The organism is Pseudomonas lactis, from assembly GCF_001439845.1.
Classification (GTDB): domain Bacteria; phylum Pseudomonadota; class Gammaproteobacteria; order Pseudomonadales; family Pseudomonadaceae; genus Aquipseudomonas; species Aquipseudomonas lactis.
The window spans coordinates 146,827-164,852 of record NZ_JYLO01000001.1 but is presented as its reverse complement, the minus strand read 5'-3'; the positions used below and the strand labels follow the sequence as shown (position 1 = coordinate 164,852).

At 60.5% G+C, this 18,026-nt stretch carries 15 protein-coding genes; 4 read left to right on the top strand and 11 right to left on the bottom strand.

Translation table 11 applies throughout. From position 1 onward, the window contains the following. Positions 1–27: 27 nt before the first annotated feature. Positions 28–1,293, top strand: a complete 1,266-nt coding sequence (locus tag TX24_RS00635) for a hypothetical protein (RefSeq protein ID WP_057709532.1) — start codon at positions 28–30, stop codon at positions 1,291–1,293. A 65-nt stretch (positions 1,294–1,358) separates the two neighbouring features. Then, entirely contained in the window at positions 1,359–1,598 is a 240-nt protein-coding gene (locus TX24_RS00630; RefSeq protein ID WP_032900343.1) for a hypothetical protein, read from the top strand. Between the two features lies 1 nt (position 1,599). Here TX24_RS00630 and TX24_RS00625 read toward each other — a convergent pair whose 3' ends face one another. After that, the gene (locus TX24_RS00625; protein WP_034135367.1) at positions 1,600–2,703 is read right to left on the bottom strand and encodes a hypothetical protein; all 1,104 of its coding nucleotides are present in this window, start codon (positions 2,701–2,703) and stop codon (positions 1,600–1,602) included. A 176-nt stretch (positions 2,704–2,879) separates the two neighbouring features. On the opposite strand from TX24_RS00625, the gene TX24_RS00620 reads away from it, so the two are divergent. Beyond that, positions 2,880–3,509 carry a class I SAM-dependent methyltransferase gene (locus TX24_RS00620; RefSeq protein WP_057709531.1) on the top strand — a complete coding sequence of 210 codons (630 nt, stop codon included), beginning with the start codon at positions 2,880–2,882 and terminating at the stop codon, positions 3,507–3,509. On the opposite strand, the gene TX24_RS00615 is transcribed toward TX24_RS00620, so the two are convergent. The 5 genes from TX24_RS00615 to TX24_RS00595 form a co-directional block, all read right to left on the bottom strand. After that, positions 3,510–4,826 (bottom strand): amidohydrolase family protein, encoded by a 1,317-nt coding sequence (locus TX24_RS00615; RefSeq protein ID WP_057709530.1) that lies wholly within the window; start codon positions 4,824–4,826, stop codon positions 3,510–3,512. A 39-nt stretch (positions 4,827–4,865) separates the two neighbouring features. Further along, positions 4,866–7,079, bottom strand: coding sequence for a glycoside hydrolase (locus TX24_RS00610; protein WP_057709529.1), 2,214 nt, complete (start codon positions 7,077–7,079; stop codon positions 4,866–4,868). Between the two features lie 243 nt (positions 7,080–7,322). Then, on the bottom strand, positions 7,323–10,370 hold the full coding sequence (locus TX24_RS00605; RefSeq protein WP_003187624.1) for an efflux RND transporter permease subunit: 3,048 nt from the start codon (positions 10,368–10,370) through the stop codon (positions 7,323–7,325). Beyond that, positions 10,367–11,437, bottom strand: coding sequence for an efflux RND transporter periplasmic adaptor subunit (locus TX24_RS00600; RefSeq protein ID WP_034134619.1), 1,071 nt, complete (start codon positions 11,435–11,437; stop codon positions 10,367–10,369). Before TX24_RS00600 ends, TX24_RS00605 begins: the two co-directional genes overlap by 4 nt. Beyond that, on the bottom strand, positions 11,434–12,516 hold the full coding sequence (locus TX24_RS00595; protein ID WP_003187621.1) for an efflux RND transporter periplasmic adaptor subunit: 1,083 nt from the start codon (positions 12,514–12,516) through the stop codon (positions 11,434–11,436). Before TX24_RS00595 ends, TX24_RS00600 begins: the two co-directional genes overlap by 4 nt. Before the next feature lie 121 nt (positions 12,517–12,637). Here TX24_RS00595 and TX24_RS00590 point away from each other — a divergent pair, with 121 nt between their 5' ends. Then, the gene (locus tag TX24_RS00590) at positions 12,638–13,801 is read left to right on the top strand and encodes an AAA family ATPase (protein WP_034125474.1); all 1,164 of its coding nucleotides are present in this window, start codon (positions 12,638–12,640) and stop codon (positions 13,799–13,801) included. 109 nt (positions 13,802–13,910) lie between these two features. Here TX24_RS00590 and TX24_RS00585 read toward each other — a convergent pair whose 3' ends face one another. The 5 genes from TX24_RS00585 to TX24_RS00565 form a co-directional block, all read right to left on the bottom strand. Continuing rightward, on the bottom strand, positions 13,911–14,759 hold the full coding sequence (locus TX24_RS00585) for a transporter substrate-binding domain-containing protein (protein WP_003187618.1): 849 nt from the start codon (positions 14,757–14,759) through the stop codon (positions 13,911–13,913). Next, the gene (locus tag TX24_RS00580) at positions 14,756–15,532 is read right to left on the bottom strand and encodes an amino acid ABC transporter ATP-binding protein (RefSeq protein ID WP_057709528.1); all 777 of its coding nucleotides are present in this window, start codon (positions 15,530–15,532) and stop codon (positions 14,756–14,758) included. The genes TX24_RS00585 and TX24_RS00580 overlap by 4 nt, the downstream gene beginning before the upstream one ends. Continuing rightward, positions 15,529–16,188, bottom strand: a complete 660-nt coding sequence (locus TX24_RS00575; RefSeq protein WP_003187616.1) for an amino acid ABC transporter permease — start codon at positions 16,186–16,188, stop codon at positions 15,529–15,531. The genes TX24_RS00580 and TX24_RS00575 overlap by 4 nt, the downstream gene beginning before the upstream one ends. Then, positions 16,169–16,834, bottom strand: a complete 666-nt coding sequence (locus TX24_RS00570; protein ID WP_003187615.1) for an amino acid ABC transporter permease — start codon at positions 16,832–16,834, stop codon at positions 16,169–16,171. The genes TX24_RS00575 and TX24_RS00570 overlap by 20 nt, the downstream gene beginning before the upstream one ends. Positions 16,835–17,150: 316 nt before the next feature. Beyond that, positions 17,151–17,933: a MetQ/NlpA family ABC transporter substrate-binding protein gene (locus tag TX24_RS00565; RefSeq protein WP_003187613.1), complete on the bottom strand. Its 783-nt coding sequence runs from the start codon at positions 17,931–17,933 to the stop codon at positions 17,151–17,153. Positions 17,934–18,026 lie beyond the last annotated feature (93 nt).

The following is an 18,026-nucleotide window of genomic DNA, read 5'->3' as shown; positions in this document are numbered from 1 at the left end:
CGTGAATGTTTCCCCAAGGACGGACTGATGATGAAAGCACACCTAATGAAAATCGCGGGCAGCCTGTTGGCGAGTGTACTTGCATTGACAGCCAATGCTGCCCACTACGTCAAATTGGGGCCTATGGCTGGGCAGTGCGAAACCACCAGCATCAACGACAACGCTATTGCTGTCGGCAACTGCTCGCCGCCCGATTCCAGCGCTAACAATGCGCCTTGGGTGGTAAACCTGAACACACCGAACGCACAGCTAGCACTGAAACCACTGGTGGAAACTCAGCCCTGCTACGCAAGTGCTGTCTCCAACGGTGGCTGGATTGCTGGCATCTGCAAGAACGCTAACAATGTCGATACCGCCGTGATCTGGAACGTGACTACCCCGACAAGCACTCCTACAGCGCTCGCTCCGCTTCCTGGCACACTACTGCGTGCTGCAGATGTACGGACCACCGTCAACGCGTTCAACCAGCGCGGCGATATGCTCGGATCAAGCATCAGCAGCGACGGCAAAGAGTACTCCACAGTTGTGTGGCTTGCCGGAACTGGCACGCCTATGCGCGTTTTTTCGTCGCTACTCGGGTTGGCAGGGTACAACGACGCATGCACTCCTCAGGACATAAACAACACGCTTACGAGCAACTATCCGGGGATTGCCCTGAACTGCCCGGGCAGCAACGGCACTACCGTTCCCAAGTTAGCTCAAGCGAATGCCACCGGTTATACCGTGACACCCTTGCCCCTCGCTACCGGGGCCAACCATTGCGTGGTCACTGGCCTCAATAACGCCCTACAATCCATAGGCTTTTGCGAGTATCCCAACACCAATGCCAACCCGGCCCGAACAGCAGTCTGGAATACACCCACGTCGGCTCCGCTGACTCTGAATCTGGCAATCGGCACCATGAACTATGGACGCGCAATCAATAACAACGGAATTGCCCTGGTAGAGCGCAAGGATAACGACGGCAGGACCAGCTATTTCACGTGGATTCCTCCTGCCGGAATATTTGGTATCCAGCTGATTGAGCCTCCACCGAACACATGGACCCAGGCATTCAGCATTGCTGACAACAACACGGTGGCTCTGAACAGGACTAATGATGCTCAGTACACAGTCGGATGTATCTGGCATCCTGCTTCCGGTGAAATTCCTGCCAAATACAGCTGCCTTGAAGCAATTGACGGTGGCCGAAACAGTGCGCTCAAGGCCGTTTCCCAAAGCGGGAATTATGCCGCTGGTCAGAACGTTGATAGCGAGCAGGACGTTCAAGCTGTGGCGGTAAAACTTTACTGAAAGGGATGCTTACGAGCTCAAACACCATTTAATACTCGACACATTCGACCTAGGAGATTCAGCACATGCCAAACCTCATGACTTCCAGCGGCTTCGTGTCGGCCGTCCTCGTGCTGTTCGCTACCGTAAACGAAAATGCAGCAGCCACTCCCATTTCTTCTGCACCGACATTCGTTGTGCCACAGAACTTCGCAATCACTGTCCGAGCCGCGGAAAACGGTTTTTCTTGGATCAGCTCTCGAACCGATAACCGTTCGATGCAGGAAGTGAGAGCAGTGGGCTCCGCCCGCCTGGAAACCCGCTAGCTCACGGGCACTCATCCAGTTGGGCAACGCTGGCGCGGGGCACGAAGGTGATGGTTTTTTCCTTGGCCTGCCAGGGCCTCACGATGTAGCTGCCATCCGAGTCGGCCATCACCCGCAGTTTTACACTGCGCTTGGGGTTGTCGGCGTCTACCAGCACGCCGGGAACCTTGGCCTCTGCCGCCCAGGTCATCAACGTACAAACCCGCCCTCCCGAGGCGGAGCCTTGCAGCGGCAGGCCGCCCAACTTGGCCCCACTCGCCGGGATCAGCCCGAGTAAAACGATGAGCGCAAAGGCCACCAACGAGGCGAACGCCACCGGGTTTTTCTGAACGCGCATACGCACCACCAGGCAGGCGGCGCTCCCCTGAATCAGAAACAGCACGGCCATTTCGGCGGCCATGAACGGCGCAAAGAACACGGCGCTGTCGGAGTACTCGCTGAAGGCGCGGGAGACCGGCACCGTCACCATCAGAATGACCACCATTTGAATGGCCCCGGCGCCAGCACTGGCCAGCCAGAACTCGCCGGACAACTCACGCAGGGCAACATGGGCGGGCCGGGCACGAATGATGATACCGACATAGGCCACTACCGCCGCCATGATCGCCACGATCCAACCGAGCGTCAGCAAAAGCCCACTTTCGGCGTTCACGGACAGGTATACGGCGGACATCCAGAACACAAACATCACCAACAGGCTGGCCCCCCAATGTCCCAGTAACCTCCTGTGCTGGGCCGTCTCTTGCGGCGACTGCGGGCTGAGATTGAGTTGATCACTCAGACGCACACCTGTGCCGTTCAGGCGCGTGAACAAGATGAACGTGGGCACCAGGATCGATGCGCCCATCATGCCGATCACAAATACCAACATGGCGAACATCGCTGGCAATGCGGTGAACGCCGACGCCGACAAGATACTCAGCGGCACCTTTTCCATCTGGATGTACTGGTACAGGTACAGGCCTGCCACCGAGAGAATCCCCACCGTCAGCGGCCAGGCACGCTCATTGAGCCAGAACAGCCCATTGCTTAATCTCGTGGCGTATTGGTCGACCTTGTTCGGTGCGGTGTCGTTGCCAACGGGTGAACGTTTTTCCTCTTCCATGGATGTATAGCCCTCTGCAAATGAGGGCCGAATCTTACCCACAATTCCCCGTGGCGGTCTGTCGGATGCGCGCACTGCGACCGCCGTGAAGCGCCCTACAGCGGATACACGGTTTTCAACTCAAGAGTGGGCCGGGGTATAGTCCCGTCACCTCAGCCGCTGCCGTGCGCCATGCCATGAAACTTGCTCCCGACGACCTCAATCAGATCACCGCCACCACCTTGGGCCATTACAACAAGGTGGCCGAAGACTTCCGTGAAGGCACCCGCGATCACGATGTGAGCCAGAACATCGACGCGCTGCTGCGGCATATCCAGGGCACGCCGCCGTTTACCGTGCTGGATTTCGGCTGTGGGCCAGGGCGGGATTTGCAGACGTTTACGCGCATGGGGCATATCGCCGTGGGCCTGGATGGCTCCGAGCGTTTTGCGCAGATGGCCCGCGAAGACAGCGGCTGTGAGGTGCTGCAGCAGGACTTTCTCAAGCTGGACCTGCCCGCTGCGCGCTTTGACGGGGTGTTTGCCAATGCGGTGCTGTTTCATATTCCCAAACAGGAACTGCCGCGCGTGCTCAAAGAACTGCATGGCGCGTTGAAACCTGGAGGCGTGCTGTTCAGCTCCAACCCTCGGGGCGAGAACCAAGAGGGCTGGAATGGGCCGCGGTATGGGTCCTATCACGATCTGGAGGCGTGGCGAGCCTTGCTGACCGAGGCCGGGTTTGAAGAGCTGGAGCACTACTACCGGCCGGCCGGGTTGCCGCGGGAGCAGCAGCCTTGGTTGGCGAGTGTATGGCGCAAGCCTGCCTGATCAGCGAGCCAGTGAGAGACCATCCACAAAGACTTCACGAATGTCTTTCACTCCACCTGCAAACACCAGCGCGGCATAAGGTTCCTGCCAGGGAGTGAAGCTACCTGGGTCCACCAGGAGCATGTCAGCACGTTTACCCAACTTGAGACTGCCCAGCTTGTCCTCCACCCCCAGCACCTCGGCGCTGCCCAGCGTGTGCATGCGCATCACTTCATAGGCTTGCATCGCGGCCGCCCGTTGATGGACGGCGCGCACCTGATACAAGCCCATGCGCATATTCTCGAAGGGATCCGCTCGGTCGGCACTGGCTTCGCCATCCACGCCCATGCCCACTTTCATGCCCGCGGCGCGATAAGCCAGCACATCCGCCATCCCGGCCCCCAGGCGACCGTTAGACATCGGATTCCAGACCATGGCGACACCCGCCTTGGCCGCCGCAGCAGTCAGCTCGGGTGTGGAGTGAATGAAGTGGCCAAAGATCAAGCGCGGCCCGATGATACCCGCCTGTTCAAGTACCGGATAACGGGCGCGCTCCCCCGCGGAATCTGCTACGGACTCAAGATAGTGCTGCTGGTTGCCCAAAGAAAACTCATGCATCAGGTCGCCTTCAACCTGGGCCTGCCCGACCGCAGCGTCGACGAACCCAGCGCCGCCGGCAAGCATCGTGCCCAGATAACGCCCTGATTCAGATTGCGCGTCGGCCCACATCAGGAATGCCGCAGTACGCTCACGGGCCATGGCGGGAGTCCAGCTTTCGCTGATGGTGCGTACATTGAACCCGTGTATCACACGCCCCCCCGCGTCGAGCGCGCCGCGCAGTTGTTGGCGGTCCACTTCGCCGCTGCGGTCCGCCCCGGTATAGGTAAAGTTGAACATCGTGGTAATACCGTTGCGCAGGGACTGACTCGCACCGCGCCGGGTCAGTTGATAGAGCTGCGCGGCGTCCAGTTTTGGCGCTTCAACGCCGTAAAGCCGGGCAAGCCAACCTTCAAGGTTTTCATTCGCGGCAATCCCGTAGAACCCGCTTTGCCACAGGTGGCTGTGCGCCGACACAAACCCCGGCATCACCCATTGCCCCCTGGCATCAATACGGCGTTGCGCCACTAGCCCGGGGGGCGCTTTGCCGGCGGCCAATCCGCTGATGGCGCCGGCCTGATCCACCAGCAGGTAGCCCATGAACGGACGGGGCTGGTCCGGCTCCATGGTAAAGATGTAGGCGTTCTCGATCAGAAGCCGTGGGCCAGCCTGAGGAGACTCGTGCTGGCACGCGATGACAATCAGCAAGCAAAATGCCAACAACGCAGATTTGATATACATGAGGATAACTCCCTTCCTGACCGGCAAGGGTGCCCTCGCTCAATGTAGAGGGTTGCCGGCGCGATACTGCATTACGTTGTCGCCTGCCTCGAACGCGGTAATGCTGTATTCATCAAGGGTGGCCCCAGCGATCTCACGGATTTGCCCAGAGAAGTTGGCAACCAGCCGAGTACCATCGGCAAACGTGGTTTGTTGCACCTGCCGGTCATCGCTCAACCAGCGAAAATCGATCATCGCCTGAGTAGCCAGACGCTGGTGTAGCGCACGGAAAAAGGCATCCTGGCGTTGTATCACCGGCAAGCGCTGTTTGAGTGTAGCTGTGCTCAGGTGATACAGCGGCGGCACGTTATAGAGCAGTTGGGTCAACTCGTTCTCGACCTGCACATTGCTCAGCTTGAGGCTGTCGAACAGCCAATGATGGGTGGTGATCACCGAGCCGTGGAACACCGCCTGATACAACGGCAGGCGCATCGTCGGCTCGAAATACACGGTGCGAAACGGCTCCTTCAACGGCACCGATTTGAAGAACACCGCCGGTTGCTCCGTGGGGTACCAGTTGCCGACGAAGTACGGCGACTGTTGGTCCTTGGTCATCTCAGGATCCCCCCAGCCGATCACCGGGGTCTGCATGCCGTGGGCAAACAGGATGCCCTGGGCGGTGATGGCGTTGCCGTCTTCGGAGCCGGTGACCAGCTTGGGCACGGTGTTTATCCAGCGGGAGGCTTCGATATTGCCTTCGGCGTTTTGCGCCTGGGTCATGCTGGCGTCGCTGCGGTAACTGTCGAACAGCATGCTGGTGGCGTAGGCATCGAGAAACCAGGCGTTGAAACCAGCTTTGGCTTGTACCGCTTTCACCCGCGCCTCCAGCAAAGGCCGTACACAACGCGGGTCGGTGTAGTGGCCGGACTTCTGGAAGCCGGTTTTCAGCTTGCCGTCTTTCAGCACGATCGCGCAGTCGCGATAGGCCTTGGCGCCCAGGTGGGCGGTGGTCCAATCGGGGTTTTCCGTGGCGGACAGGGCCGTTTCATAGGAGTCGTAAGGCGCCATCAGAAAACCGGCATCCACCCCCGCGCGAATCGCTTCGGGATGCCAGAGGCCACCCTCCCAACCTTCGCCCAAGGTCAGCAACAGACGCTGCAGCCCGGCGTCGCGCAGGGCTTGAATGGTGCTACTGCCCCAAGTTTGCGGGCTATCACTCAAGGCCCCCGCAAAGTCCACGGCCAGTTCACTGCGCAGCTCACCATAGCGAGCGGCAAGGCGGGTCATGTCGGGCTCTTCCACCTGCCAGGCCTGCCGGGCCTTGGTGTTGATCGCCGCGTTGAGGCCGCGCAGCAGCACGGTTTGCTCATAGCGATTCAAGGGAGTGGACTGCGCCAGCAGCTGTGCGCTCTCTTTGTCCATCAGCGTCTTGAGTTCATGGCTGCGCAGCCGTTTGATCAGTTTCGGCCAATCTCGCACATCACCCAAAGCCAGCAGGCCGTTGTCCCAGAGGTACACATGGCTTGCGCCCAGCAGCTTCTGGGCTTCAGGCGTCTGCCGCAGTTTGTCCGCCAACGGTTCATAGCGGCCCTGCTCCACCAGCCACTGGCGGTAGCGCTTGGCGCCAGCCAACGGATCGGCATCGCCCAAGGACAGGCGCAGTGTCATCGGCGCGTCGGGCGCCAGCGGGGTGAATTCATGGGAAGCTGAGAGGGCCAGGCCGTTGCCGTCGGCTTGCCATTGCAGGCGGTTGTTGTAGGGGTTGGTCAATAGCCAGTTCAAGGTGAAGCCAGCGTGATCCACGCCCCACAGCGGCAGGCTCAGGTCCTGGGTGGTATTGAACTCGCCCCGCTCCAGCAGAAACGCGTTCCAGATGGCATTGCCGGCAGGCACGTAATGCCCCTCGGCCAAGGGCCAGATCAACCCTCGTCCCATGGCCTCGGCGGGCTGGCGCAGCAGGGCCAGCTCACCGGGCTCACGGGCGTTGATGGTCAGGGCCAGGTCGCGCTGTTGCAGGCGGGCGCTCAGGCGATAGGCGCCGTTGTCCCATTGCCAAGTGGCCTGGTCAGGGGTGATCCGCAATTGGCTGACGGCATGCGCAGCCACACCGCTGGAGGCCTGCACCGAGGCTTGGCCCGCAGGTGTCACGCGCAGCGCCAGGGTGGCGGGGTCGAGCTCGACACGCCATAAAGCGTTTTCCAGTACGGTGGCGGCGAAGGTGGGCGGCGCAAGGAGCAACGCGCAGAGCAGCAAGGTGAAACGCAGGCACTGCATGAGGATCGACCTGGGTTTGGAATAAGGACCAGAGGGTACAACATGCAGTAGCGAGCCAGGACGACATGCGGATTTTTCAGAAGTTTCACACAGCCTTAACCAGAATGAAGATCCAAATGTGGGAGCTGGCTTGCCTGCGAAAGCGACAGTTCAGTCACAGATGCAGCGACTGACGCACCACCTTCGCGGGCAAGCCCGCTCCCACAGAGGATCTGCGCTTAACTGACAGCCCCTCTCTCAGTGTTAATCCTGTTTCGGCTCGCGGATCTTGTACCAGGCCACATACAGCGCCGGCAGAAACAGCAACGTGAGCAATGTCGCAATGATGATCCCACCAATCATCGCGTAAGCCATCGGCCCCCAAAACACCTCCCGTGCGATCGGGATCATGCCCAGGCTCGCCGCCGCAGCAGTCAGCAGAATCGGTCGACGCCGGTGTTCGGTCGCCTCCACCACCGCATCCCACGGCGTGTAGCCGGCCTCTTCGTATTCGTGGATCTGAGTGACCAGAATCACCGAGTTGCGGATGATGATGCCGATCAGCGCCAGAATCCCCAGGATCGCCACAAAGCCCATGGGCGTGCCCGTGGGGATCAACGCCAGTACCACGCCTATCAGCCCCAGTGGCGCGACACTCGCCACCAGGAACATCTTCTGCACGCTGTGCAACTGGATCATCAGGAAGGTGGCCATCAGGAACAGCATCAACGGCACCACCTTGGCGATAGGCCCCTGAGCCTTGCCACTTTCTTCCACGGTACCGCCGGTGGCGACTTTATAGCCCACCGGCAAGCCTTCGCTGAATTTCTCGATGGTCGGCGCCAACTGCTTGACCAGGTCGGTCGGCTGCATTTCATCGCGCACGGCGGCCTTGATGGTGATGGTCGGCTTGCGGTCGCGGCGCCACACCAGCGGCTGCTCCAGCTCGTAACGCACGGTGGCGAACGCCAGCAGTGGAATCGAGGTGCCGTTGGGCGTGACGATCTGCAGGTTCTGCAAGGTCTCCGGGGTGCCCCGCTCGGCATCTTCGGCGCGGCCGACCACGTTGATCAGGTAGATATCGTCGTGCACCTGGGTCACCGCCGCGCCGCTGACCACGCTGTTCATCAACTGCGCCACGTCTTCCGACGACAGCCCCAATTGCCGCGCCTTGTCTTGGGCGATGTCCACCCGCAGCACTTTGCCCGGCTCGTTCCAGTCGTAGATGATCTCGCCCAAATGGGTGTTCTGGTCGAGCAAGGTCGCCAGTTCAATGGCGTGCTTGCGCACCTGGTCGATGTCTTTGCCAGACACACGGTACTGGATCGGCCGCCCTACCGGCGGGCCCATTTCCAGCGGCTGCACGTAGCTGCCGATACCGACAAAATCATCGCGCAGGCGCTGTTGCAGGCGGGCGATCAGGGCGCCACGCTCTTCCAGGCCTTTGCTCACAATCACCAGTTGCGCGTAGTAGGGATTTTCCAGCTGCTGGTCCAGCGGCAGGTAGAAACGAATCGCGCCCTGGCCGATGTAGGTGCTCCAACGGGCGATGTCCGGGTCGTCCTTGATGATCGCCTCGAGGCGGTCGACGGCCTTGCGCGTCTCGTTGATCGAGGCGTTTTGCGGCAGGTTCAGGTCGACGAGGATTTCCGGGCGGTCCGACGACGGGAAGAATTGGTTCTGCACAAACTGCATGGAAAACACCGAGGCCACGAACAACGCCACGGTGATGCCGATGGCCCACCAGCGGTTGCGCATGGCCCACAGCATGCCGCCATTGAAGGCCCGGCCAATGCGCCCTGGCTCGGCGTTGTGCGGTTTCACATTGGCGCTGAGGATATGCACGCCGATCACCGGCGCAAACAGCACCGCCACCACCCACGACACCAGCATCGCCACGGCAATCACCGCGAACAAGGTAAAGGTGTACTCGCCCGCCGAACTGGCGTTAAGGCCAATCGGCACGAAGCCGGCCACGGTCACCAGGGTGCCGGTGAGCATCGGGAACGCCGTGGAGGTATAGGCGTAAGTCGCCGCCTGTTCCTTGGTTTCGCCTTTTTCCAGACGCGTGATCATCATCTCCACGGTGATCATCGCGTCATCCACCAACAGGCCGAGGGCGATGATCAACGCGCCCAGCGACACGCGCTGCATGGTGATGCCGCTGTATTCCATGAACACGAATACCAGTGCCAGCACCAACGGAATCGAGCACGCCACCACCAGCCCGGCGCGCATGCCGAGGCTGATAAAGCTCACCACCAGCACGATGATCACCGCCTCGAACAATGCGCTGGTGAAGCCGCCGACGGCCTCCTCCACCACTTCGGCCTGGTCGGACACCTTGTGCACGCCGACGCCCACCGGCAGGTCGGCGGTCAGCTCGTCCATGCGCCCGTGCAGGGCCTTGCCGAACGACTGGATATTGCCGCCCTTCTGCATGGCGATGGCCAAGCCAATCGCCGGTTTGCCGTTGAAGCGGAACATCGGCCGCGCCGGGTCCACATAACCACGGCTGATGTCGGCAATATCCGCCAGCCGGTAGAAACGGTCATTGAGGCGCAGGTTGACGTTGGCCAGGTCTTTCTCCGAGGCGAACTGCCCGGAGGTGCGCACGGAGATGCGTTCGGGCCCTGCCTCGATCACCCCGGCCGGGGTCACGGCGTTTTGCGATTGCAGGCTTTGCACGACCTGGCGCTGATCAATCCCCAGCGCCGCGAGTTTGCGCGTGGAGAAATTCAGGTAAATCACTTCGTCTTGCTGGCCGATCATCTCGACCTTGCCCAGCCCCGGTACCGAACGGATTTCGGCGCGCACCTGCTCCACGTAGTCACGCAACTGGCGCATCGACAGGCCATCGCCGGTAAAGGCATACACCGAGCCGAACACGTCACCGAATTCATCGTTGAACGACGGCCCCTGCAAGCCCTGGGGGAAGGTGCCGCGAATGTCATCGATCTTCTTGCGAACCTGGTACCAGATCTCCGGGATAGCCTTGGCGCTGGTGGTGTCCTTGAGGAACACGAACACCGTGGACTCGCCGGGCCGGGTGTAGCTTTTCACGTAGTCGAGGGAGTCGAGTTCCTCGAGTTTTTTCTCGATGCGGTCGGTGACCTGCTTGAGGGTTTCTTCCTGGGTCGCGCCCGGCCAGCGGGTCTGGATGACCATGGTCTTGATGGTGAACGACGGGTCTTCTTCACGGCCCAGGTTCATGTACGAGAACACGCCCATCAGCAGCGCGACGAACATCAGGTACCAGACGAAGGACTGATGCTTGAGGGCCCAGTCGGATAAGTTGAAGCTCCCTTTCATCGCGGGCTGTCCTCGTCGATTTTGACTTTTTGCCCGGGTTTCAGGCTGTTCACGCCGGCGGTGACAATGCGCTCGCCGGGTTTGACGCTGCCATTGAGCAAGGCGCTGTGAGCATCACGACTGATGACCGTGACCTCGCGGGGTTGTACGGTCTGGCTCTGGGTATCGAGCAGCCAGATACGGGTCTTGCCGTCAACTTCCTGCAAGGCGCTCAGGGGCAGTTCGATGCGCGGGGCGATGGCGGTGCTCAAAGTCACGCTGATTGCCGTGCCCAGGCGGAACGCGGGCGGGGTTTCGGCCAGGCTCAGGCGTGCGCGACGGGTGCGCGTGGCGCTTTGGGCCTGAGGCTCGATCTCACGCACCACGGCGGTGGTGTGCACGCTGGGGTCCAATTGCCCGGCGACCAGGAACACCACATCGGCAGGCAGACGTTCAGCCAGGCCGGCGGGCAAGTCGATCACGGCTTCCTTGATGTCCGGACGGGCCAGGGTCACCACTTGCTGGCCGGCGCTGACCACCTGGCCGGCCTCGGCATTCCAGGCGGTGACGATGCCGGCGTGGTCGGTGCGCAGTTCGGCGTAGTTGAGCTGGTCCTTGGCTTGATTGACCGAGGCGCGGGCCTGGTCGAGGGTCGCCTGGGTGGTTTTCAGGTCGGTCTGGGCCACATCCAATTGAGCCTGTGCGCCGACGCCACGGTTGAACAGTTCCTGTTGCCGCCGAGCGTTGGCCTGGGCGTTGATGAACTGCGCCTGTACCCGCGCCAGGTCGCCCTGGGCGGCACGTAATTGGTTCTGCTGGTCGGTGGGGTCAAGCACGGCGAGCAAGGCGCCTTTCTGCACTTCGGCGCCGACATCCACGGCGCGACGGGCGATGCGGCCAGGCACGCGGAAACCCAGGTTGCTTTCATAGCGGGCCTGGATGGTGCCGGCGAAACGACCGAGGTTTTCCTGATCTTCAGCCTTCACTTCCATGGACAGCACGGGCCGTATGGGTTCGGGCGGCGCCTCTTCCTTGGAGCAGGCCACCAGCAACAGGCTGGCGGCGACAATGAGCGTCAGTTGCTTCATGGCTGCGCTCCGGGTTGGGCGATCTCGACGACCATGCCGGGGTGCAGCAATTGCCCACCGGCTATCACGACTTTTTCACCGCCGTTGAGGCCCTCGCCGATGATCACTTTGCCGGTGAGGTAGCGCGCCACGGTGACCTTGTGCAACTGCGCCTTGCCCTCGCCGTCCACCAGCCATACGGCTGGCTCGTTGAGGTCTTTGGTCAGGGCCGACCAGGGCAGCTCGATGCTCGCCTTGGCCGGGCCATTGGCGGTGGCGCTGACCACCGAGCCCAGCTCCATGCCCTTGGGCAGGCTTTGCAGGGCGATCTTCACTTGCACGGTGCCGGTATTGGCGGCCACGGCGGGCGTGACTTCGCGGACTTTGCCCACGGCCTTGATGCTCGGGTTGTCCAGCAGGCTGACGGTAATCGGCGCGTCGGGCGGCGGCTCAACCAGCAAGGACTCATACACGTTGAACACGGCGTCACGCTCGCCATCGCGGGCCAGGCTGAAGATCGGCACGGTAGCTTGTACCACTTGGCCGACTTCGGCCTGGCGCGCCGTGATGATCCCCGGTGCATCGGCGATCAACGCGGTGTAGCCCAATTGTTCGCGGGCATTGGCCAACTGCGCCTGGGCAGCGGCCAGGGCACTTTGACTGCTGCGCAGCGCGGCCTGGGCGGCGTCGTATTCGCTGCGGCTGGTATAACCTTTGGGCAAGAGTTTTTCCTGGCGCACGAAGGCGGCGGCGGTCTGCTTGACCCGCGCCTGTTCAGCCACAACCTGAGCCTGGGCGGAATCGACATTGGTTTGCAGGTCCTTGGGGTCGAGCTTGGCCAGCACTTGCCTGGCCGTTACTCGGTCGCCCACGTCGACCATGCGCTGGATGATCTTGCCTCCCACGCGAAAGGACAGATCGGTTTGCACCCGCGCCTGGATATCACCGGTCAACGTGACCGCCGCGGCAAAATCCGCCGACTGCACCGTTTGCACGAACACCCGTGAATGCTGCTTGGGCTCGGCCTTGTCTTGGCCACAGCCACTGAGCAGCGCCAGGAGGCCAAGGCTGAAAATAAATGTCGAGGTGCGACCGCCCATGCAGGCTCCTTTTGCGTGATGCCGACGTTCAAGTGTGTATGCGACTGTGAGCTTAGATCAGGGTTCCTTATCTGCATGGAGGATCCCATACTCCAATGGTTCCCACGCTGACTAAATACACATGCTTAAAACCCTCGCGGTGGCCAATTACCGCTCGATCAACAAATTGGTGGTGCCCCTGGACCGGCTGAACCTGGTGACTGGGCCCAATGGCAGCGGCAAGTCCAACCTGTATCGCGCCCTGCGCCTGTTGGCCGAAACCGCCCAGGGCGGGGTGATCAATGCGCTGGCCCGTGAAGGCGGGCTGGATTCCACATTCTGGGCCGGGCCGGAAAACATCAGCCGGCGCATGCGCAATGGCGAAGTGCCGGTGGAGGCCGTGGTTGCCCAAGGCGTCAAACGCTTGCGCCTGGGCTTTGCCGGGGAGGACTTCAGCTACGCCATCTCCCTGGGCATGCCCATCCCGGTTCCCGGCAGCGAGTTCAAACTGGACCCGGAAATTAAAAAGGAATGTATCTGGGCCGGCCCCCTCTACCGCCCGGCCAGCCTGTTGGTGCAGCGTTCGGGCCCGATGGTACGCGCCCGTGATGGCCGCGCCTGGGACGTACTGGCCCAGCACACGCCCAACTATCACAGCCTGTTCGATCAGGTCGGCAGCCTGCGCGGTTCGCCGGAAGTGTTGCTGCTGCGCGAAAGCATCCGTGGCTGGCGTTTTTATGATCACTTTCGCAGCGATGTGGATGCGCCGGTACGTCAGCCGCAATTAGGCACGCGCACGCCGGTGCTGCATCACGACGGTCGGGATCTGGCGGCCGCGTTACAGACGATTCGCGAAGTGGGCGATGTCGAGGCGTTGCAGCACGCGGTCAGTGATGCCTTCCCCGGCGCACGGTTGCATATCGAACCCTTGCAGGGCGGACGCTTTGCCATTGAGTTCTATCAAGAAGGCTTACTGCGCCCGTTGTCGGCGGCGGAACTGTCGGACGGCACCCTGCGCTACCTGCTGCTGATCGCCGCGCTGCTGACGCCAAGGCCACCGACCATGATGGTGCTGAACGAGCCGGAGACCAGCCTGCACCCGGACTTGTTGCCAGCACTGGCGCGCTTGATTATCCAGGCCTCGAAACAGTGCCAGGTGTGGGTGGTGAGCCATGCCAGCCGGTTGATTGCGGCGTTGCAGCAGGATGAGGGGTGTAACTCGATTGTGTTGGAGAAGGTGATGGGGGAAACGCGGATTGTGGGACAAGGCATTTTGGATGCACCGGCTTGGCATTGGCCGGAGTAGGAGCGAGCTTGCTCGCGAAAAACGTCAACGATAACGCAGCGTTATCTGGTAGCCCGCGTTGCCTGTGCGTTCTTCGCGAGCAAGCTCGCTCCTACAAGGACGTGTTCAATCAGCCCTGCCACTTACCGCCTTCCACAATCACACTCTCAGGCTTGGTGTCATCGCTCAGCTCTTTACGCACATATTGGTCATAGAGCTTGAGTAGGAATTTCTCCTCGCCCAACTTTGCCAGCTCGGCATTCACCCAGTCACGCAGCTCGGTATTGCCCTTCTTCACCGCCGGGGCAATCGGCGCTTCATCACCCAGTTTCTCTTCCAGCACACGGTAACCTGGGTTCTGCTTGGCCCAACTGAACAACACCAGATTATCCTGCGCATACGCATCACCACGGCCAGCCGACAGCGCCTGCAGCGACTCGGAGTTCTTCTCGAACTTGAGCAGCTTCCAGTCCGGGTGGTTCTTGGTCAGCCAGATATCCGCCGTGGTGCCAGTGGTGACGATGGTCGTGCGGGTGGCCAGGTCATCCAGGCTTTTGACGGCGCTGTCATTCGGCACCAGGGCCTGGACCGCGACTTTCAGATTGGGGTTGGTAAAGTCCACCGCTTCCTTGCGTTCAGGCGTCACGGTCATATTGGCGAGGATCAGGTCGACCTTGTCGCTTTGCAGGAAGGGAATGCGGCTGGCCGGTTCCACGGCAACAAATTCCACTTTGTTTTCGTCGCCCAGCAGGTCCTTGGCGAATTGCCGGCCGATGTCGGTATCGAAGCCGACATAGCGACCGGCTTCGTCCACAAAGCCGAAGGGTGGCTTGTCGGTAAACACGCCGACAATCAGTTTATCCCGCGCTTTGATTTTGTCGATGTAGCTCACAGCCGCAGGTTTTACCGGCTCTTCGGCCTTTTTATCGCAGCCGGCCAGCAAGGCGACGGCAAACAGTGGCAGCAGTAACTTTTTCATATCAGCTCCAGTTCCTTGATCTTTTTGGGCAGTGTTGAAACAAAGGAGAACTTCTCCAGGAACTGCTGCGCGCGTGCGGTCTGCGGGTTCGTAAAGAATGCCTCGGGGGTGTTGTGTTCGAGGATTCGACCGGCCTCCATGAACACCACGCGGTCGGCGACGGCGCGGGCGAAGGCCATTTCGTGGGTAACGATCAGCAGGGTCATGCCATCGCGGGCCAGGCCCTGGATCACTTCCAGCACCTCCTTGACCATCTCCGGGTCGAGGGCCGCGGTGACTTCGTCAAACAGCATGACCTGGGGGTTCATGCACAACGAGCGCACGATAGCGATGCGTTGTTGCTGGCCGCCGGAAAGCTGGCGAGGGAAGGCATCGCGCTTGTCGGCCAGGCCCACGCGCTCCAGCAGTTTTTGCGCCTGCTCACGGGCCTCGCGGGGGTCGCGCTTTTGCACTTTCAGCGGGCCGAGCAGGATGTTGTCCAGCACGCTCATGTGCGGGAACAGGTGGTAGCTCTGGAACACCATGCCGATGTCCTGGCGTACCTGGCGCCAGTCGGTGGTTTTATCCAACAGCTCAAGGCCTGCAAACCGCAGACTGCCGCTGTGTGCCACTTCCAAACCGTTCAAACAACGCAGCAAGGTGCTTTTGCCACAACCGCTGGGGCCGAGGATCACCACCACCTCGCCGCTTTGCACGCTCAGGTCGATGCCCTTGAGCACCTGCGTCTCGCCGAAGAATTTGTTGAAACCCTGGAACTCGATCAATGCGCTCATGCTTGGGCCCAGCGCCGTTCCAGCACCTTGGAGGCGGCTGACAACGGGTAGCAGATAAAGAAGAAAAACAGGAACAGCGCACCGTAGATCAATACAGACTCATAGGTGCGCTCGATGATTTGCTGGCCGACCTTGATCACATCCACCACACCAATCAGCACCGCCAGGGAGCTGGTCTTGATGATGCGCGTGTACACGTTGATGGTCGGCGGCGTCATGCGCTTGAGGGCCTGGGGCAGCAGCACATAGCCGTACAACTGTGGGCCGGACAGGCCAATCGACAGGCCCGCTTCGCGCTGGCCACGGGGCAACGAATGCAGCGCGCCACGCACCACTTCGCCCACCTCGCTGGCGCCCCACAACGACAGCACCAGCACCGCGCACCAGAAACTCGGAATGCTCAGGCCGAAGAAGATCGGCAGGCCAAAAAACAGCAGGTACAACCACACCAGCACCGGAATGGCGCGAAACAGTTCCAGGTAGACCCGCAGCACGCCGTTGATCGCCTTGTTATTCAAGGTGCGCAGCACGCCGTAGAGCACGCCGCCCACCGTACTGAAGGCGATGCTCAAAAACGAAATCGACAGGGTTTGCGCAGCGCCCTTGCTCAGTTGCGGCAACGACACCCAGAGCAACTCAAGACCCGAACTGGCCATGCTGGAGCCTCCTTTCCAGGCGGCTGAGCAACAGCGACAACGGCAGGAACAACAGCACGCAAATCAGCGTCAGCACGGCGAGCATTTCGTAGGTCTTGTAGTAGAGGGCGATGTAGCTCTTGGTGGTGTAGAGAATCTCCGGCACCGCCACCGCGGACACCACGGTGGTTTCCTTGAGCAGGAAAATGAAATTGGCGAACAACGCCGGCAGGCTGAGGATACCGGCCTGGGGCAGAATCACATGGCGCAGCAGTTGCCAGTCGGACAGGCCAATGGACTTGCCCGACTCGATTTGCGCCAGCGGCACCGCTTCCACACCGGCGCGCAGCACTTCGGTGAGGTAGGCGCCGCCCAGAAAGGTCATGGTGATAATCGCCGCCCAGAACCCGGAAATATTGAAACCCAGGGCCGGCAGCGCGAAGTAGACGAAAAACAGCTGGATCAACAGCGGCGTGTTACGCGCCAGCTCTACATACAACGCCACCAGGCGCGACAGGTAAGGCGTGCGAAACACCAGCAGCGCAGCGTTGATCAGCGCCACCAGCAAGGAGGTGGCAATGGCGATCAGGCCGACTTGCAGCGTCACACCCACGGCCTTGAGAAACGCCGGCAGGGTGCTGAGGATAAAAGCGAAATCGAAGGTCATGTGCAGTCCATATCGCCGCATGGGTAATGCCGCGAGCGCAGTCCGTGCCGACGTGGATAACGTCAGCTAGCGCGAACTTTAAAGGTATAAAAATCAAAGTTTAAATACCTAGATAGCATATCCATATCACCAAAAAACTTACCTCTGTGGGAGCTGGCTTGCCTGCGATAGCGGTCCGTCAGGTACAGATGTGACACTGACCCACCGCTATCGCAGGCAAGCCAGCTCCCACAGTCTTTGAGTGTATTTCAGATAAAAAAACGCCGACGCTGTAGTAGCCGTCGGCGTTGAAACCTTGAAGGAGTTTTGGCTTACATCAGAACGCTGGCACCACCGCGCCGTTGTACTTCTTCTCGATGAAAGCTTTGACTTCCGGGCTGGTCAGGGCCTTGGCCAACTTCTGGATAGCATCGCTGTCCTTGTTGTCCGGGCGCGCCACCAGGAAGTTCACGTACGGCGACTTGGCGTCTTCGATGATCAACGCGTCCTTGGCCGGGTTCAGGCCAGCTTCCAGGGCGTAGTTGGTGTTGATCAGGTCGAGGTCAACCTGGTCCAGTACCCGTGGCAGCAGGGCCGATTCCAGCTCTTTGAATTTCAGGTTCTTGGGGTTGCTGGCGATGTCTTTCGGCGTGGCCAAGGCGTTGGTCGGGTCTTTGAGGGTGATCACACCGGCCTTTTGCAGCAGCAACAGGGCGCGGCCGCTGTTGGAGCCTTCGTTAGGGATAGCCACGGTGGCGCCGTCTTTCAGATCTTCAATTTTCTTGATCTTTTTCGAGTAGCCGCCGAAGGGTTCAACGTGCACACCCACCACGGTAATCAGGTTGGTGCCCTTACCTTTGTTGAAGTTTTCCAGGTACGGCAGGGTCTGGAAATAGTTGGCGTCCAGACGTTTCTCAGCGACTTGCACGTTCGGTTGTACATAATCGGTAAAGACTTTGATCTGCAGGTCCACACCTTCCTTGGCCAGGGTCGGCTTGATCAGCTCGAGGATTTCGGCGTGCGGGATCGGCGTAGCAGCCACCACCAGCTTTTCGTTGGCCTGGGCGAAGCCGGCAGTCAGGGCAGCCGCCAGAGCGGTAAACAACAGAACCTTTTTCATGCAATGTCCTTCTAACGACCGTTTTTATGTGAGGTGCCAGCGAAGTGCTATCGCGGCGTGGTGAGGACAATACCTAGATTTTTTATTCCCGAA

Bases quoted from the DNA above. Each gene is read 5' to 3' on its own strand.
- TX24_RS00635 (WP_057709532.1), top strand. From the start codon at position 28: ATGATGAAAGCACACCTAATGAAAATCGCGGGCAGCCTGTTGGCGAGT.
- TX24_RS00630 (WP_032900343.1), top strand. From the start codon at position 1,359: ATGCCAAACCTCATGACTTCCAGCGGCTTCGTGTCGGCCGTCCTCGTG.
- TX24_RS00625 (WP_034135367.1), bottom strand. From the start codon at position 2,703: ATGGAAGAGGAAAAACGTTCACCCGTTGGCAACGACACCGCACCGAAC.
- TX24_RS00620 (WP_057709531.1), top strand. From the start codon at position 2,880: ATGAAACTTGCTCCCGACGACCTCAATCAGATCACCGCCACCACCTTG.
- TX24_RS00615 (WP_057709530.1), bottom strand. From the start codon at position 4,826: ATGTATATCAAATCTGCGTTGTTGGCATTTTGCTTGCTGATTGTCATC.
- TX24_RS00610 (WP_057709529.1), bottom strand. From the start codon at position 7,079: ATGCAGTGCCTGCGTTTCACCTTGCTGCTCTGCGCGTTGCTCCTTGCG.
- TX24_RS00605 (WP_003187624.1), bottom strand. From the start codon at position 10,370: ATGAAAGGGAGCTTCAACTTATCCGACTGGGCCCTCAAGCATCAGTCC.
- TX24_RS00600 (WP_034134619.1), bottom strand. From the start codon at position 11,437: ATGAAGCAACTGACGCTCATTGTCGCCGCCAGCCTGTTGCTGGTGGCC.
- TX24_RS00595 (WP_003187621.1), bottom strand. From the start codon at position 12,516: ATGGGCGGTCGCACCTCGACATTTATTTTCAGCCTTGGCCTCCTGGCG.
- TX24_RS00590 (WP_034125474.1), top strand. From the start codon at position 12,638: ATGCTTAAAACCCTCGCGGTGGCCAATTACCGCTCGATCAACAAATTG.
- TX24_RS00585 (WP_003187618.1), bottom strand. From the start codon at position 14,759: ATGAAAAAGTTACTGCTGCCACTGTTTGCCGTCGCCTTGCTGGCCGGC.
- TX24_RS00580 (WP_057709528.1), bottom strand. From the start codon at position 15,532: ATGAGCGCATTGATCGAGTTCCAGGGTTTCAACAAATTCTTCGGCGAG.
- TX24_RS00575 (WP_003187616.1), bottom strand. From the start codon at position 16,188: ATGGCCAGTTCGGGTCTTGAGTTGCTCTGGGTGTCGTTGCCGCAACTG.
- TX24_RS00570 (WP_003187615.1), bottom strand. From the start codon at position 16,834: ATGACCTTCGATTTCGCTTTTATCCTCAGCACCCTGCCGGCGTTTCTC.
- TX24_RS00565 (WP_003187613.1), bottom strand. From the start codon at position 17,933: ATGAAAAAGGTTCTGTTGTTTACCGCTCTGGCGGCTGCCCTGACTGCC.